Source organism: Rhizobium sp. P2_G9, from assembly GCF_056403475.1.
Genome location: NZ_JBFUFK010000045.1, coordinates 20,422 through 35,278, shown reverse-complemented (window position 1 = coordinate 35,278; position 14,857 = coordinate 20,422). Strand labels below are relative to the sequence as shown.

General features: G+C 57.9%; 17 protein-coding genes and 1 pseudogene. 10 read left to right on the top strand and 8 right to left on the bottom strand.

From position 1 onward, the window contains the following. The first annotated feature begins 431 nt into the window (after positions 1-431). The 3 genes from AC1DYF_RS30695 to AC1DYF_RS30685 all read left to right on the top strand — a co-directional run bounded on the left by AC1DYF_RS30695 (position 432) and on the right by AC1DYF_RS30685 (position 2,297). Entirely contained in the window at positions 432-689 is a 258-nt protein-coding gene (locus AC1DYF_RS30695) for a hypothetical protein (protein ID WP_477881394.1), read from the top strand. A gap of 244 nt (positions 690-933) precedes the next feature. Continuing rightward, complete coding sequence (locus AC1DYF_RS30690) at positions 934-1,239, top strand: hypothetical protein (protein ID WP_477881392.1); 306 nt, start codon at positions 934-936, stop codon at positions 1,237-1,239. A 797-nt stretch (positions 1,240-2,036) separates the two neighbouring features. Further along, complete coding sequence (locus AC1DYF_RS30685; protein WP_477881390.1) at positions 2,037-2,297, top strand: hypothetical protein; 261 nt, start codon at positions 2,037-2,039, stop codon at positions 2,295-2,297. On the opposite strand, the gene AC1DYF_RS30680 is transcribed toward AC1DYF_RS30685, so the two are convergent. From AC1DYF_RS30680 to AC1DYF_RS30665, 4 genes are all read right to left on the bottom strand, one after another. Next, positions 2,246-2,542, bottom strand: a complete 297-nt coding sequence (locus AC1DYF_RS30680; RefSeq protein ID WP_477881447.1) for a response regulator — start codon at positions 2,540-2,542, stop codon at positions 2,246-2,248. The genes AC1DYF_RS30685 and AC1DYF_RS30680 overlap by 52 nt on opposite strands. Before the next feature lie 47 nt (positions 2,543-2,589). Continuing rightward, positions 2,590-2,811: a hypothetical protein gene (locus AC1DYF_RS30675; RefSeq protein WP_477881445.1), complete on the bottom strand. Its 222-nt coding sequence runs from the start codon at positions 2,809-2,811 to the stop codon at positions 2,590-2,592. A gap of 93 nt (positions 2,812-2,904) precedes the next feature. Then, positions 2,905-3,126 (bottom strand): hypothetical protein, encoded by a 222-nt coding sequence (locus tag AC1DYF_RS30670; protein WP_477881443.1) that lies wholly within the window; start codon positions 3,124-3,126, stop codon positions 2,905-2,907. Between the two features lie 219 nt (positions 3,127-3,345). After that, positions 3,346-3,555 (bottom strand): cold-shock protein, encoded by a 210-nt coding sequence (locus tag AC1DYF_RS30665; protein WP_477881442.1) that lies wholly within the window; start codon positions 3,553-3,555, stop codon positions 3,346-3,348. 637 nt (positions 3,556-4,192) lie between these two features. On the opposite strand from AC1DYF_RS30665, the gene AC1DYF_RS30660 reads away from it, so the two are divergent. Beyond that, on the top strand, positions 4,193-5,008 hold the full coding sequence (locus AC1DYF_RS30660; RefSeq protein WP_477881388.1) for a hypothetical protein: 816 nt from the start codon (positions 4,193-4,195) through the stop codon (positions 5,006-5,008). Between the two features lie 422 nt (positions 5,009-5,430). After that, the gene (locus AC1DYF_RS30655; RefSeq protein ID WP_477881387.1) at positions 5,431-7,116 is read left to right on the top strand and encodes a hypothetical protein; all 1,686 of its coding nucleotides are present in this window, start codon (positions 5,431-5,433) and stop codon (positions 7,114-7,116) included. A gap of 50 nt (positions 7,117-7,166) precedes the next feature. Here the strand turns inward: AC1DYF_RS30655 and AC1DYF_RS30650 are convergent, their stop codons facing one another. Continuing rightward, positions 7,167-8,645, bottom strand: a complete 1,479-nt coding sequence (locus AC1DYF_RS30650) for an MDR family MFS transporter (protein ID WP_477881386.1) — start codon at positions 8,643-8,645, stop codon at positions 7,167-7,169. Between the two features lie 131 nt (positions 8,646-8,776). Here AC1DYF_RS30650 and AC1DYF_RS30645 point away from each other — a divergent pair, with 131 nt between their 5' ends. Next, the gene (locus AC1DYF_RS30645; RefSeq protein WP_477881385.1) at positions 8,777-9,232 is read left to right on the top strand and encodes a type II toxin-antitoxin system RelE/ParE family toxin; all 456 of its coding nucleotides are present in this window, start codon (positions 8,777-8,779) and stop codon (positions 9,230-9,232) included. Further along, a complete protein-coding gene (locus tag AC1DYF_RS30640) occupies positions 9,229-9,534 on the top strand; it encodes an addiction module antidote protein (RefSeq protein ID WP_477881384.1) in 306 nt (101 codons plus the stop codon). The genes AC1DYF_RS30645 and AC1DYF_RS30640 overlap by 4 nt, the downstream gene beginning before the upstream one ends. Before the next feature lie 57 nt (positions 9,535-9,591). Here the strand turns inward: AC1DYF_RS30640 and AC1DYF_RS30635 are convergent, their stop codons facing one another. Beyond that, on the bottom strand, positions 9,592-11,187 hold the full coding sequence (locus AC1DYF_RS30635) for a calcium-binding protein (protein ID WP_477881383.1): 1,596 nt from the start codon (positions 11,185-11,187) through the stop codon (positions 9,592-9,594). A gap of 198 nt (positions 11,188-11,385) precedes the next feature. Continuing rightward, complete coding sequence (locus AC1DYF_RS30630) at positions 11,386-11,805, bottom strand: cupin domain-containing protein (RefSeq protein ID WP_477881382.1); 420 nt, start codon at positions 11,803-11,805, stop codon at positions 11,386-11,388. Positions 11,806-11,863: 58 nt separating this feature from the next. Here AC1DYF_RS30630 and AC1DYF_RS30625 point away from each other — a divergent pair, with 58 nt between their 5' ends. The 3 genes from AC1DYF_RS30625 to AC1DYF_RS30615 all read left to right on the top strand — a co-directional run bounded on the left by AC1DYF_RS30625 (position 11,864) and on the right by AC1DYF_RS30615 (position 14,532). Continuing rightward, positions 11,864-12,364 (top strand): MarR family winged helix-turn-helix transcriptional regulator, encoded by a 501-nt coding sequence (locus tag AC1DYF_RS30625; RefSeq protein WP_477881381.1) that lies wholly within the window; start codon positions 11,864-11,866, stop codon positions 12,362-12,364. 152 nt (positions 12,365-12,516) lie between these two features. Next, complete coding sequence (locus AC1DYF_RS30620) at positions 12,517-13,812, top strand: calcium-binding protein (protein WP_477881380.1); 1,296 nt, start codon at positions 12,517-12,519, stop codon at positions 13,810-13,812. A 192-nt stretch (positions 13,813-14,004) separates the two neighbouring features. Further along, complete coding sequence (locus tag AC1DYF_RS30615; RefSeq protein WP_477881441.1) at positions 14,005-14,532, top strand: NUDIX hydrolase; 528 nt, start codon at positions 14,005-14,007, stop codon at positions 14,530-14,532. An 89-nt stretch (positions 14,533-14,621) separates the two neighbouring features. Here the strand turns inward: AC1DYF_RS30615 and AC1DYF_RS30610 are convergent. Beyond that, positions 14,622-14,828, bottom strand: a pseudogene (locus AC1DYF_RS30610) (integrase); the annotation flags it as partial. Positions 14,829-14,857 lie beyond the last annotated feature (29 nt).

Genomic DNA, 14,857 nt, shown 5'->3' with positions numbered 1-14,857 from the left:
GCGAAAGCGCACGAAAAAGCCCGGCGGCCGTAGGCGCTTTGTGTTCCGATGGAATCGGAACCGCGCTGTAAACTTTTGTTTTTACGCATGTCTTTATTCTGACATCGGTTCCCGCTTTCAGACGACATGCTCCAAGCCCGCCGGGCGAAGCGCGGTCTGGTAATCCCGCGGTGACGGATCGATGCCGGCGCCATTCGTCAACCGGCCTGTCGCGAGGCGTTGCCGAACGGAACTGCCGGTCTGACATTCCGCGCTTACATTATACGGAAGCGGGAGGAGGAATACGACTTTAAGGGGCGTTGTCGGGCCACGTTGTTTTCGTCATACTCTCGCACTTGCGTCGGAATGTTGGCGTCGAGATGTTGGCGCCGGGATGTAGAAGGCAGCTCGGAGGAGCGGGCGCCGGCGTTGCGCGGTGAGGGAGACTGGGCATGGCGTTCGAGTTGAAGCGAGGCGAGACCATTGCCGACTTGCTCATTCGGGCCACCAAAGCAAATACCAGGGAATTGAACGAAACGATCATGCTTCACGACGGGCAGGGTGGTGAGTTCGGCAATATGGCCAATCATCTGAAGAACGTGATCGAGGATCGTAAGCTCTGGTACATCAGCGACACATTCTGGACCTACGTTTTCGGGATCGTGGCGGCTGTGGCCGCGATGGTTGCGCTGGAGCCTCTGTTCTTCTGAGGCCGGAGCAGCCTCGGCTACCGGAGCGAGGGCGTGCTTGACGGGGCTCGCCGCCTCTCTCTGTCAAACGTTGCCATGGCCGCTGTCCGTGATCGGGTAATATGCGTTGATGAACAACGGCCAATTTGCCTCGGCCTCGGGGTGGCTTGGATTGGAGGGGAGGGTGAGGGCGACAAACTTTACAAACACATCTGCCGACGCGACTCTTGCGCTATTCCGAGTTTTGTAGATCAAGGTAGCCCCGATGGCCAATACCGATATTGCACCAAAGAAGAATTCGGTCGTTTCCCTGAATTCAACACGGCTTCGAAGTGCCTTCTACGACGCCGAAACCAAGAAACTTACCATCTGGTCCGGCCGCTTCAGCAAGATAGTCCATCGTGATATTTCCCCCGGCGTCTACAGCAACCTGGTCACGGCACAGAAACCGGATTTTTACTACTTTCACTACATCCATCAGCCGCGATCGCGACGAAAGCCGGCCGTCATTCGATGGATAGTCCTTGTGGTTCTCGTGGCCTTGATCATCTTGTTGTGGAGCGTTGGATGATCCAGGTCTGGTTTTACTGCGCCCTGCTGCTGGAACTCGCCTGGCTCGTGTTTGTCGGTTGGAGCGCATTCCGACTTTTCGCGTGAGGGATACAACGCTGGCCCGGGCCCTGCGCCAGCATTCTTCTATGCTTTGGTCCGCCCACGCTTTTGCCAGTCCTTACAGCGACAAATTCGGTTATTTGACCGCTCCGCCAAGCCACTTTGTCAGCGGTTGAGAAAGCCTCTTCGGCTCGGCTCGCTGACGCCGAAGCCGTCCTCGATGCCCCGGCTATTTCTCAAAGAGCTTCGATCATTTCGAAGAACTCTATGGCAAAGAGGCCACGCGATCGTCAAGGCGCACGGGACCCCACGCACCGAGCATTAGCAGCCCGCCGCTGATCTGCGGCAGGCCGGCATCCCGCCACGCTTTGTTCTGCCGGCAGGCTTTCAAAAGTATATTATTGAAAAAATAGTAATATACGATTTAATATATGCCGCACATCCATATGTAAGACACTATAATTCTGGATTTAGATAAGCATTACTTATCGGAAGTGAGGCCTTTTCGACCACAGTATGGACAGAGAAAGAGTCGAGGTTCTGATCCTGAGGGGAGACACGACCATATCCGATGAGCATGTCGACAGAGCGTCGAAACACCGTTTTCAAGTCAACAGAAATGTTGGCATGTTTTCTTGATAAACACGCCTGTTACACGGGGCGGGGGCTTAATTTTCGGAACGGAACCCGCCCCACCGCACGTCCAATTGGTTGATATTTATACGCTTTCCCCATCGTATATACGATGGATGCGCATTGTCATATATCGGAAGTCTCACACAAGATGATTGCTTCCCGCAACTGGCAGAAGGCACCTTCCAAGGGAAGGAGGAAGCGTATATCCGGGTAAACTTCCCAATATTTGATGCCACCATTGGCGGCAGCCTTCCTGAGGGAAGCGTCGATTTGTTCACAGACCGCGCGACAAATGAAAATTGCCGCGCGCATCAATCGAATAATCGAAACTACGCCAACACCATCTCTTTGATCGCCCCTATGACCCGTATTGGATTATAAGGCTTGTCAAAGAACCTCCCTTGAACCGGCAGCATGTCATCGCTGAGATGGCGGTTTCCCGACGTTACGATGATCTTAATCGGCGGCCACCTATCGCGCACCGCGCTTGCTAGCTTCAAGCCGTCCATACTGCCCGGCATGTCGATATCCGTGAAAACGAGATGGATGTCTGAATGTTGGTTCAAGATTTCTATGGCTTCGTCTGCGTTCGAGGCCTCAAAAACTCTGAAACCGCTGGATTCCAGGGAGATTACAACGTCCGCTTGATGCTGGGGGGAGCCAACGTTGGCATCTAGGAAATAGCGGTTTTCCGGGTGATGGGAGTGGCGGCCGACAGGCGATCGAGTAATTCTTTTGCCTTCCGAGCCTCTCGCAACCGCAAGGTCTTTTCGTCGCGCGCCTGGGCGACCGCGTCAAGCGCTTGAACGGCTTGTCCCCGAGCGAAGAACTCGGTTTGCTCTTTGCCGAAGGCAATCTCGGCCTGTCGGCGGGATCTGCTATATGTCTCTGTCATGATACGATCCTGAAAGGGATAGCTCGCACGTGCGAGCAATGATTAAACCCGAACATCTCGCCTGGCGAACTCAACTGTTCGCGGGGACGGGACTTAGGCGCGGTCGAAGGTAAATGATGTGAGCAGGCTGGTCACGAAATTGCTGGCTTTTTCTTTAACCAGCGTCTCTGTCCAATCGTCAGTCCCACGTAGCATCAGGCCGGCGTATATACTATCGACAGCCGCCTCTTCAATTCGCCTGATATGTGCGTTGAAGCTGGCTTCGTCGCCTGTTTTATAGATGTCGCGCACCACCATGCGCAGGATCTCCTGCATGGCGATTTGCCATGCGGTGTTAATCGCCTGTAGTTCGTTCTTTTCCACGATAAATCTCCGGAATTTTTGGCCGGACCTCAACAGGTAAGCAGTGATTTGCTGCTATTTGCCGGGAATGCCACGGCAACAAAAAAGGCCAGGCAAATTGCCTGACCTTGGTTCGCATCGCGCTCTCGACAGTGCCAGTACATCCGTGGTCAAAGGAAAGCAGATGCCAAATTATGCAGATTGCAGATTGCAAGCCGACATTTTGCCCGACTTGTTGTCGCGCTCCATATCGTAGCCGATCTTCTGGCCTTCGACGATTTCGCGCATTCCGGCGCGCTCGACGGCCGAAATATGAACAAAGGCGTCGGGGCCGCCATTGTCAGGCTGAATAAAGCCGAAGCCTTTGGTGGAATTGAACCATTTAACTGTGCCAGTGGTCATGATGAACCCTTTCATAGCAATATTGAAGAACCGCGACGGGTGAGCGCAGCGATGACGAACAGCGATTTTTGAAAGGAAAGGTTCGTTCAGGGCACGATGCCAAACGCGCGATAACCAAAGCTCAGCAAGCAAATCTCGATAAACTACAAATAGAGACTGCCGGCAGAGATGTCAACGTCTAGTTTTTTGATTCCTACTGCCAGCAGCGGACATTTTATGATTGAGCCCTGCTGGGATGATGAGAGAGTATCCGACTGGACATCCCGCTCCCTGGGACTGTCAGGCCGCTGTCGACGGTGACACGGCGTAAGTTGTCTGCCGCTCACAAGCAAGTTCATCATGTCCGGTACTGGTTTTTTTGCGCCCTGCTGCTGGAACTCGCCTGGCTGGTGTTTGTCGGTTGGAGCGCATTCCGACTTTTCGCGTGAGGGATGTAGGTAGCACTGGCCGGGACCGCGACCGGGCGCAACGCGAGGAATGTTTCAACAATGCCGGTCCCTGCTTTTCCGACGGGTAAAAAAAACCGGCAATGCCCTGGACATAGGTCGGGAGAGCTGTGACGGGTTGCGTTGAGCGTGCAAAACGGTATCCAGGTTCGCCAACAACCTGCTTTTGATTTCCGTCGCCGAGGGCATGCATGCTGCAGATGATCGGGCTTTTTGCAAAAGTGCTGGTATTGACCTCCGCAATCCTCGCCCAGGGCGGCGAGCATTTCGTATTCTGGCTGTCTTCGATCGAGATCAGGCCGGTGCTGCCCAATCCGCTCTATCAGTGCCAGATGCAGCCCATGCAGCCGCCGGTGAGCGCTGCGATCATGAGAAAGCGCAGACATCGCGCGCTGAGCGAAAAGCAGTTTCACCGGATGGTGTCGGTGGGCAAGTGGCACAACGATGCCGACTTCGCCAAGATGGAGGGGGATGAGGCAGCGTGGTTCGGCCCGCATGATCAGCTCGTTTTGGTCGAGAAGCTGAACACGAAAACGTACTATGCGTTCTGGATCAATTGGGCGGCGGCGTATCGTGAGGGAGCGAAGAAAACGCCGCCCGGGCCATATGCGGTTTTCGTCACCTACAAGATCAGGACGGATCTGTTTCTCCGCATGCTCGGCCCGAATGCAAAAAGCGTCGTGACCGAGAACTGGTGGGCCAGGATCGTCAGCGACAAATATCCGCCGGAAAACGGATGTGCTGAATTTGCCAATGCCGTGGTCAAGATTGGGTCGAAGATCATTGAGCTGAGACCCGCCTTGCATTGGGAGATCGAAAGCAAGCAGGGGATCGTTGTTTCGGTGGCGCTTCGGTCTGAAGAGAAAACGCTGCAACTCGACGCATACCTTTATGACACGCTCATTGAACACGACGGCATGAAATATTTGAAAGAGAAGGCCGGCGTGATCGAATATGCAAAAGCTTACGCATCCCTGGTGAAATCAGGTAAGCCATCGGAGAAATAACCTTCGCGACTGGCATTCTGGTTGGCGTCGGGTTTCTGACCGGCGCCGCAATGTATTCCGCCCTCATCCCTGCGACCGATCCCTGGGGCACGTCCGAGGACAGCAGTGAGGGAAATCGGGGCACGTGCTCCCCCGAGCCATTTTGTCAGCAGTTCGGAAAGCGTCTTCGGCTCGGTCGGGCGGTGGAAAGATCGGCCAGCCGTCCGCAGGATGGGGCAGAGTTGCCGGCGAAATGGGTCGACTACAAGCAGTGTCCATGCCAGCCGCTGGATGAGTTACTCAAGAAAAGCAACTCTTCCGCTCAAACTTCGCCTTGAACATCATCATCATGAATAATGACGGGCCAGGATGCGTGATAGTCTTACGGTCGGCACTTCCCAGGCATACAATACCTTGGGGGAAGAGATGGAGGAGGACTGGCAATGACACTTTCTTCTTTGAGTTCGCTTTCGCATGACGCATTCGAGACCTATGCGGTCAATCTCATCCGTAATTATGAAGGCAACGGCACGATATTCTATGTCAATACGCCGAGTGACCCGCATCCGACGATCGGGCGCGGCTTCAATATCGATGCTTTCGATTATACCACGATCAACAAGGCGCTTTCCTGGGTGCTCGACGGCTTGACCGCGGAGCAGCAGCAGGGAATGGCGCTGATCAAGACCTACAAGTCCGGCGGCAAGATTGACGTCGGCGGCACGAAGGTGACGCTCGACTATATGATGTTCAAGCGGATTGTCGAAGGCACCGGCGGCACGGCGGCCCAGCAGGCGGCGTTGCAGAGCATTTCGCTGACCGGCCAGCAGCAGGATGATCTGTTGAAAGAGACGCTGTTCGGCGATGCCGGCGTCATCGACAAGAAATACGACGACGGGCTGACCAACGCGCTGTCTGCCGGCGGCGCGTCGATCGCCGATTCCGTCGAGCGCGCGGCGCTGCTGTCGCTCTACTACAATGCCAAGACGCTGATCGGCAACGGCATCAAATGGGCGCTCAACAACGACATGCGCGGCGCCCTGTGGTACGAAATCCGCTACAATCACCAGTTCGAGAACGAGAACCGGCGCATCGACGAATCCTCACGCGTCGGCATCGTCGCGGCAGACCACACGATAAACGACATCGCCAAGAATCTCGGCTACCTGTTCGACGGCACCGATCGCGGCGGCAAGGACGTCTACGACACGATCATCGAGCGCGACGGTTCCTGGGGCATCAAATCGGCACAGCAGTTCACCCAGCAGGCGACCCCGCTGCTGGCCGAAGTCGCCAAGGAATATTCGCATGCCTACAAGCTCAACATGCTGCTCAACGGCACGGAAAAATCCGATACGCTTGAGGCCAAGGATGCCCTCAAGGTCGGGGGTGGCTCGGTGGCCAATTCATCAAACGCCCTGTTCGGCCAGGGCGGCGACGACACGCTCACCGGCCATGGCGGCAACGACCTGCTGATCGGCGGCCGGGGCGACGACGACATGACCGGCGGCAAAGGCAACGACACCTATGCCGTCGATTCCCAGGGCGACACGATCACCGAGGACAAGGGCGGCGGCAAGGACACGATGCTGCTACAGGCGGCGGGCGATTTCGACGTCAAGAATGTCGAGAAACTGGTGCTGAAGAACCCAGTCAACGGCGATGTCCGGCTGCAGCTCAACGATTTCGACAGCATCACGCTGTCCAAGAAGAGCGACACGATCCATATCGACATCAACGTCATCCAGCCCCATCCGATCTCGGTGAAGACCGGCGCCGGCAACGACACGGTGTTCATCGCACCTGTCAAGGGCGTCGACCCCTCGCAGGTCAACAATGGGGTCGGCCATACCGAGACATTCAATTTCACCGACTTCGCTGCCGGCGACAAGATCGACCTGACGGCCTTTCAGATCAAGGAGATCGTCCAGAGCATCGAGCAGAAATCGGATGAGAGCGGCTATTACCTGATCGCGCCGGGCGGCGAAATCGACATGACCAACGACAGCCCGAAATGGAACTATTATCAGAACGACACCGATGATTGGTGGATCGTTAAGCTCGGCAACGACACGCCCTGGGGTCCGGACATGCACGGCAATCTGACAGCCGACAGTTTCGTGACCTGAAATTGCAAGGCGCTCCGCCGCCCTCGGCGGGCGGAATGCCCTGTAAAAGGTCAATGCCCCGGCACTTCGCGCACCTGTGCCGCGCCCTCGACATCCACATGCGGGATGAACAGGCTCGACAGCACGGTCAGCACGGCGAAGATCAGCATCGAGCTGAAGGTGATGTGCAGGGAACCCTGCAGCGCCAGCCTCAGCGGCGCTTCGACGGCCGAGACGACGGAGGTGCCGTTGAGCAGGCCGCGCAGCTGGTCGGCGCCGAAATTGCCGGCGCCGGCGGAGTGCGCCAGGCAATAGTTCAAGACCGCACCGAAAATCGAGGCGCCGAGCGTGCTGCCGAGATTGCGCGAGAAGACGTTGGAAGCCGTGGCGCTACCGCGTTCCTTCCAGTCGACGGAATTCTGGATCAGCATCAGCGCCGGCAGGCTCATCGTGCCCATGCCCAGACCCATGATCAGCGAGCCGATGCCGGCCAGGACCGGCGAACTCTGGGGTGTGAGCAGGACGAAGAACGAGGCGCCGGTCAGCGCAAACAGCGTGCCGGTAATCATCAGCGGCCGGACGCCGAGGCGATGGAAAAGCCGCGACGACACGGTCGCCGCAATCGGCCAGCCGACCAGCATCATGGTCAGCGCTAGGCCGGCGACGACGGCGGAGCGCTGCAGCACGGTCTGCACATAGATCGGCAGGAAGGCGGTCAGGCCCATCATGGCGACGCTGGAGAGCAGGGTGACCGCATTGGCGGTGGCGATCGGCCGCTTGCGCCACAGCGCCACGGACACCATCGGGTGGTTGGCCCGGCTCTCCTGCCAGAGAAACAGGCCGAGGCTGGTGACGAACACAGCGCTAGCAATGCCGATGCGCGTCGGCGACGAGCCCTCGATATCGGTGAGCCCRATCATCAGCGCCGTCATGGCAATGGCAAACAGCACCGCGCCGATGACATCCACGGTCTCGCTGCGCTTTTCCACGCTTTCCCTCAGGAAGATGATGAACAGGGTGGCGGCGACCAGGCCGACCGGAATGTTGATCCAGAACACCCAGGACCAGCTGAGCGTATGGACGATGAGCGAGCCGAGCAGCGGCCCGACAACGGCGGATATGCCCCAGACGCTGGCGAGATAGCCCTGGATCTTGCCGCGCTCGCGGCCGGGATAGAGATCGGCGACGACGGTCATGGCCACCGGCTGGATGGCGCCGGCGCCAAAGCCCTGCAGCAGGCGGTAGGCGATCATTTCCGGCATCGTATGGGCAAAGCCGGCCAGCAGCGTGCCGGTGAGGAAGATCGCGATGCCGATCATCAGGATCGGCTTGCGGCCATAGATGTCGGCAAGCTTGCCGAACACCACGGTCATGGTCGTCTGCGCCAGCAGGAAGGAGGAGAAGACCCAGGAATAGAGATTGAGATTGCCGAGCTCGGCGGCGATCTGCGGCATGGCTGTGGCAACGATGGTGGCTTCAATGGCGATCATCGCCATGCTCGCCATCACGGCGGCGATGACGAGCGCTCTGTTCGAGCGTTGGGCGGACATGATGATTCCTTCGGGATTGCCGTGGGAGGCGGCAGATATGCCAGGCGAATTATAAGGTGAACGAACTAATTCGAGAATAAGCCGATCTTGTGGCGGGTCAATGGGGTGGGGGCGTTTTTGTGGGTGTGTGTTTGGAGGAACCGGTCGGCGCATATGGTGCCAGGGGGGTGCCCTCAATTCCGGTTTTGCTTCCTCAAGAACGCTTTCGGCATATTGCATCTGTGTACGCTATGGCGTACATTTTGCCAATGGATCGATACGAGATCGAAGTCTATCAAACCGAAGAAGGCAAAGCTCCTTTTCAGGAATGGGTCGACGATATCCGGGACAAGACGGCGAAGACCCTCGTGAATGCGCAGATCCGCAAAGCCCAGCTGGGCAATTTCGGCGACTGGAAGTCTCTGGCTGACGCGGGCGGCATCTGTGAAATGCGCATTCACCATAGCCCCGGCTTTCGTATCTATTATTTCGTCGTTGGCCGGAAGGTCATTTTACTGCTCGCCGGTTCGACGAAGAAGGATCAGAATCGGACGATCGCGAAAGCGAAATCATATCTTGCAGACTACAATCGGAGGATGAGCCAATGACCAGTGCCAGCAGGCCATTTGATTTCAGCGGCCGCGACGAGCTGCTTCGAGACCCTGCCAACGCGGCAGTGTATCTGGCTGAATTTCTTGAAACCGGCGATATGGATCTTTTTCAGGAGGCCCTCAAAGATGTCGCCAAGGCACAGGAGGGGGGGCTGGCCGGCGTTGCGGAACAGGCGCATCTGAACAGGGGAAGCCTTTACAAGTCGCTTTCCAAAACCGGCAGACCCCAGCTCGATACCGTCTTCAAGATGCTGTCGGCCATGGGATTGCGCTTCACCATCACGCCGGCGCAGCAATAGCATGGCCAGGTCAGGTGCCACACGCCATTGAGCCAGTTCGATAAATGATCCGCGCATCTAGAACGTGAAATCCCCGCCGTCGAGATCGGCCTTCGCCATGCCCAGGATCGTCAGCGTGTCGGTGCCGGCGGTGATGACTAGGTTGCCGTGGCCGTCGTCGTCGGCGTGGCTCTTCAATTGGCTGAACGTGCCGATGGCATCCCAATGCGACAGATCGATCTTGTCGGACAGATGGGTGAAGTCGGTGATGATGTCCTTGCCGCCGCCGGTGGCGAAGTGGAAGGTGTCGGCATCATCGCCGCCGGTCAGCCTGTCATTGCCCTTGCCGCCGTCGAGATCGTCCAGGCCCGCCAGGCCGTTCAGGACATTGTTGCCGGAATTGCCCTTCAGGATGTTGTCGGATGCATTGCCGGTGCCATCGGCCTTGGCGCTGCCGAGCAGGTAAAGCCTTTCGACATTGTCGTTCAACACGTAGCTCACCGTGGACTTGACGGTGTCAAGCGTGCCTGCGTCGCTGGCTTCGATCAGCTTGATCCTGGCATTGTCGGTGATCAGGGTGTCATTGCCATTGCCACCCGACAACATGCCCTCGAGCGAGCCGCCGCGCAGGTCGACGACGTCGTCTCCGTCGCCCAGCATGACCTTGCCGACAATGCTGCCATCGCTGACGATGGAAACATCGCCGGCGAGTGTCGCATCGATCGCGATGCCCGCCGCGTCGATCAAGCCATGATTGGTGATCGCAAAGACGTGCTGATAGTCGAAGTTGCTCAAGCCGATCGCGGTATTGGCGGCAGAGATCTTGCCGTTCACATCGTTGACGACATGCCCGTCTCCGCCGACGCTCATGCCGGTCTCTCCTTCGATCAGGCCGTTATTATAGGCGTCCATGGTGTTTCCACCGACGGCAACGCCGACCGTCTGTGAAAATACGTCGCCCTGGTTGCTGAAGCTCGTGTGATCAACGCTTGCCAAAAGCAGGCCAACGCCGCTGTCAACCAAGCCCTCTGTGCCAATCTTGACGCTGATGTCGCCAACCAAAGTGGCCGCAAGGCCATAGTTGACGGCACTTCTGAGCGCGCCATTTATCGTGGCATCAAGTTGGCCCGTGCCTGTCATCGACGCGGCCATGGAGCTACCTTCAAGCACGCCGCCGGCCAGGACATCGAGCGTGATTTTCATTGCAGCCGAAACAAAGCCGACTTCTGCGCCGCTCACTCTGCCGGCGATGGTGACATCGGCGCTGGCGCTGCCGGCGGCGTTGATGCCGACGGCGTTTGTCGTGTTGATGGAGCCGTGCTTGCCGACGTCCACGACGGTCTTGGCAGCCGATGAATCGATGGCCGTTGCGACGGAAGAGATCCTGCCATCGATGTTCGCCGTCAGCAGATCGCCTCCGTCGGCCACGATACCGCCCTGGACAAGTCTGCCGGTTGCGGCGAGATTGATCGTCGTCGTGCCACCAGCAATCACCGCCGTTGGCGCCCGTATCAGGCCGGCGATCTCGTAGGTGTTGCCGGATGCGCCGGCCGTTTGCAGAAAACCCTCATTCGTCGTCACGATCATCGCGCCTTGGGCGAGCACCCAGCTATCACCCGAGGACGAGACGGTGATCGCATCTCTGTAGATATCTTTCAGAACTTTCGTGGTCATCTGCTGGCCTTTCGTGCGCTACGCAAATCGGGAGGGACCTCTATTGGCCGTCGAGACGTCACCCGTCACCGGCGGTCACGCTGCTGGTCGAAGCGCTGAAAGAGCACCGAAGTTCGGGCGATCGGCTGCGTCCGCTTCGCTGCAAAAGCGGCCCTGGTGATGCCCTTGTTTCAAAATTCCGAGGCTTGGGCGAACGGATCAGACCGCGACCAGTCCGTGGCGGAGCATGATCTCATTGACCCTGGCGAGGTCCGGTTTGCCGGGCACGTTCACCGCTTCGGCAATTTCCTCGAAATATTGCCGTCCAATCGTACCCGGCGTGATGGTCGCCAAGACCTTGGCTGTGCCATCATGCAGGTTCTCGTGATGGTGCACCGCGCCTCGCGGAATGAATATGGCGTCGCCGGCGCGGATCTCCCGTGTTTGTCCGTCGACGATGACGGTCAGCGTGCCTTCAAGGCCATAGAGCAATTCGTCGGCATCCCGATGATGATGGGCAGCGGGGACACGCGCCCGGGATGGCACCGTGAATTCGAATACCGTCGCGCCGGCTTCAGTGATGAGAAACCGCAGTTCGAGTTGCCCGATCCGCACGATATCGTTTCGCACCGCTTCCAAATGAGGCCTCCATAATGTAAAGTAACTTTACGTCAATCTGTAAAGTGACTTTACATCCATGTCAATCCTCCTGCCCCCGAATTCAAGTCCCGACACCTTGCCCGGTCCGCCATTCTTCGGCGCGCTGCTGCGCGTTGTCTGGCAGCATGTGCGCGACCGCATGCTGCAGGCCATTCACGAGGCGGGGTTTGTCGACTTCCAGGAAGCACATTTTGCTGTGTTCTCGTTTCCGCTGCCGGATGGCATGAGACCATCCGAACTCGCGCGTCAGAAGCGGATGTCGCGACAGGCGGTGAACTATCTGCTCAGCCAGCTTGAAGATCTGGGCTATGTCGAGCGGCGCGCAACCGACGGCAGCGATCGCCGGCTGGTTTATGTAACGCCACGGGGACATCAAGTCGTCGCAGCCATTTTCGGATGTCTTCGGCAGTTGCATGCGCAATGGTCCGAAGAGGTGGGAAAAGAGCGCTTCGATGACTTCGTCGATGTGCTGAGGCAGCTGTCGGCCAAAGCACAGGAACCGGCAAGTTCCAAAGCGGAGACCGGTTTGCTGAAATAGCAGCCTTCGCCCAAGCGGGAGCGCCGCTGCCGGTCCGCCTGGTCAACGGCTGGTCGTTGAAACATTTGAAACAAAAGCACGCGCCTTGCGAAATTTTACAGAAACAAAGCTGGGGGAAAACGCCGACAACAGACATCATCCGAGGCTCGCACATGCAAACGAAAATGATCACCGGACATCACACCAAGATGGTGAAGGCGTTCAACTCCGATACGCTCTATGTTCTCGACAAGGACGCCGATATCGTGCTCAGCGTCGGTGCGGATGAGTCCGCTTTCGGGCTCGCAGGGGTTCCGCCAGTCATGGATGCGGTGGTGACGCACCGGAATTTTCTCATCGAGGGCGACATCAGCGTCAATGGCGGGCATGGCGTCGGCATCGCCGTCGGCTCCAACAACCTCGATGGCGGCGGCAAGCTGACCGTTGCCAAGACTTCGTCCATCACGGCCAGTGAAACCTCCATCATGGCCTTCGCCGATCATGAGCGGATCATCAATGCAGGCAAGCTGATGGCGGGGACGGGCATCCAGTTCTCAGGCGAGGGCGTTTCCGTCAAGAATGACGGCGCCATCTCCGGCACGGATGTCGGCATCGATGTCGGTTTCAAAGGCGGACACATCGTCAACAACGGTTCGATCGCCAGCGGGCATTATGGCATCAGTGCTCTCATCGGCGGCACGAGCGAACTCAGCATCGTCAACAACGGCACCATCAACAGCGATGGACGCGCCATCGATCTGTCGAATCTGGCCGGGGCGAAATCGGAGGTCGTGAACCACGGCTCCATCACCGGCACGGATTATGCGATCATCGGCACTTTCAGCTCCGCGACCGATATTGTCCGCAACAGCGGCACCATTTCCGGCCGCGTCTGGCTCGGCAATGGCAATGACGTCTATGACGGCCGCGGCGGAACCGCGACCGAGGTCTCCGGCGGCGCGGACAGCGACCGCTATATCGTCAGCGATACGGCGACCAAGATCTTTGAAGCGGCCAATGAGGGCTTCGATACGGTCAAGGCTTCGGTCAATTGGATCCTCGGCGACAATTTCGAGAACCTGACGCTTTTCGGTCATGACGGACTGACCGGCAAGGGCAATGGCGGCGCCAACATCCTCAAGGGCAATGCCGGTTCGAACGTGCTGTTCGGCCTCGACGGCAGTGATGTCTTGAACGGCGGCAAAGGCGACGACTATCTCTACGGCGGTCTCCAGGCCGATACATTCGCCTTTTCGAAGGGATCGGGCCACGACGTGATCATGGATTTTGCCAATGGCCTCGACACGATCGACCTGCGCGCCATGCCCGACATCGACAGTTTCGCCGACATTCAAGCGGCTGCCAAGCAGGTCGGTTCCAACGTCGTCATGACCTTTGCCGGCGGGGAGGCGCTGACGGTGGCAAACTTTTCGCTCGTCTCGATGACCCAGGACGATTTCATGTTCTGAGCGGATAAGACGGCACTTGCTGGTTGAGGCAGCGGCGACCGAGGCAAACTTCTTAAATAGCCTTGCGGCGGCTCCTCGGTGCCGAGGAAGCAGTGCTCAGTACGCGTTCCTGTGTGGATGACTGTCATAAAAGTGTCATAAAACATCTCAGGCCATTGAGATAGAAAAGAAAATTTGACACGCTCAGATGTCATGACGTCAGAGAAACCAGGCAGAACGCCCGCGGCGGGCAAATCAGAAACGCTGCTCCAACAGCTTGCTCGAACCCCGGACAAGCTGTTCGGGAAATCGTTTCGCCAGCAATGCGGCGCTCTGTGCTTCCGCTATAAAGAGGGTCGTTCCGAGATTGAAGTCCTGGTGCTCACCTCGCGCGAAAGCCGGCGATGGATCATTCCCAAGGGATGGCCGATGAAGGGCAAGAAGCCCCACGAAGCAGCAGCGATCGAAGCATGGGAAGAAGCCGGCGTGCGCGGCAGGACGAACAAGAAACCGGTGGGTCGTTACACCTACCTGAAAGAACTTGCCGACGGCGATATCGCCTTCTGCATCGTCGAGATGTTTGCGATTGAAGTGACGGAGATCAGGACCGATTTCAAAGAGCGAGGACAACGAATGTTCGATTGGGTGAGCCCGAGCGAGGCGGCCAGGCGCGTTCGCGAAATTGAGCTGAAATCCCTGCTGGTCAACTTCAAGCCGGATGCGGGCAAAACCCGCGGCTGACATCTTCGCGGCGACATCCATGTTGCACGGCGGAAGGCCGGAATGGGCTGGTCGGAAAGCAATCGCCGGGACAGGGGAGGGGGCCTTGAAAGCCCGGACGCCCTGGTGAGATTGAGCCTGAAGCGGTCGCGCCGACGCTGGTATTTGCGGGTCATTTTCGCGCTGGCATGGCCAAGTCGCTTCTGGACGTACCGCTCGTGGACCTCGGCGGAGGAGGAGAGACCGGCACGTAGCGAGTGGCCGGAGAATTAAAAGGCGCGTTCTATCTCGCTCAAATCGCCGCGGGCGCCGGCGGAGCAATGGCATGGCCAGGTGCCGCGAGCCA

What these genes read in the sequence shown, in the direction of transcription:
- AC1DYF_RS30695 (WP_477881394.1), top strand. Translation starts at nt 432, where the DNA reads ATGGCGTTCGAGTTGAAGCGAGGCGAGACCATTGCCGACTTGCTCATT.
- AC1DYF_RS30690 (WP_477881392.1), top strand. Translation starts at nt 934, where the DNA reads ATGGCCAATACCGATATTGCACCAAAGAAGAATTCGGTCGTTTCCCTG.
- AC1DYF_RS30675 (WP_477881445.1), bottom strand. Translation starts at nt 2,811, where the DNA reads ATGACAGAGACATATAGCAGATCCCGCCGACAGGCCGAGATTGCCTTC.
- AC1DYF_RS30670 (WP_477881443.1), bottom strand. Translation starts at nt 3,126, where the DNA reads ATGCAGGAGATCCTGCGCATGGTGGTGCGCGACATCTATAAAACAGGC.
- AC1DYF_RS30665 (WP_477881442.1), bottom strand. Translation starts at nt 3,555, where the DNA reads ATGACCACTGGCACAGTTAAATGGTTCAATTCCACCAAAGGCTTCGGC.
- AC1DYF_RS30660 (WP_477881388.1), top strand. Translation starts at nt 4,193, where the DNA reads ATGCTGCAGATGATCGGGCTTTTTGCAAAAGTGCTGGTATTGACCTCC.
- AC1DYF_RS30655 (WP_477881387.1), top strand. Translation starts at nt 5,431, where the DNA reads ATGACACTTTCTTCTTTGAGTTCGCTTTCGCATGACGCATTCGAGACC.
- AC1DYF_RS30640 (WP_477881384.1), top strand. Translation starts at nt 9,229, where the DNA reads ATGACCAGTGCCAGCAGGCCATTTGATTTCAGCGGCCGCGACGAGCTG.
- AC1DYF_RS30635 (WP_477881383.1), bottom strand. Translation starts at nt 11,187, where the DNA reads ATGACCACGAAAGTTCTGAAAGATATCTACAGAGATGCGATCACCGTC.
- AC1DYF_RS30625 (WP_477881381.1), top strand. Translation starts at nt 11,864, where the DNA reads ATGTCAATCCTCCTGCCCCCGAATTCAAGTCCCGACACCTTGCCCGGT.
- AC1DYF_RS30620 (WP_477881380.1), top strand. Translation starts at nt 12,517, where the DNA reads ATGCAAACGAAAATGATCACCGGACATCACACCAAGATGGTGAAGGCG.
- AC1DYF_RS30615 (WP_477881441.1), top strand. Translation starts at nt 14,005, where the DNA reads ATGACGTCAGAGAAACCAGGCAGAACGCCCGCGGCGGGCAAATCAGAA.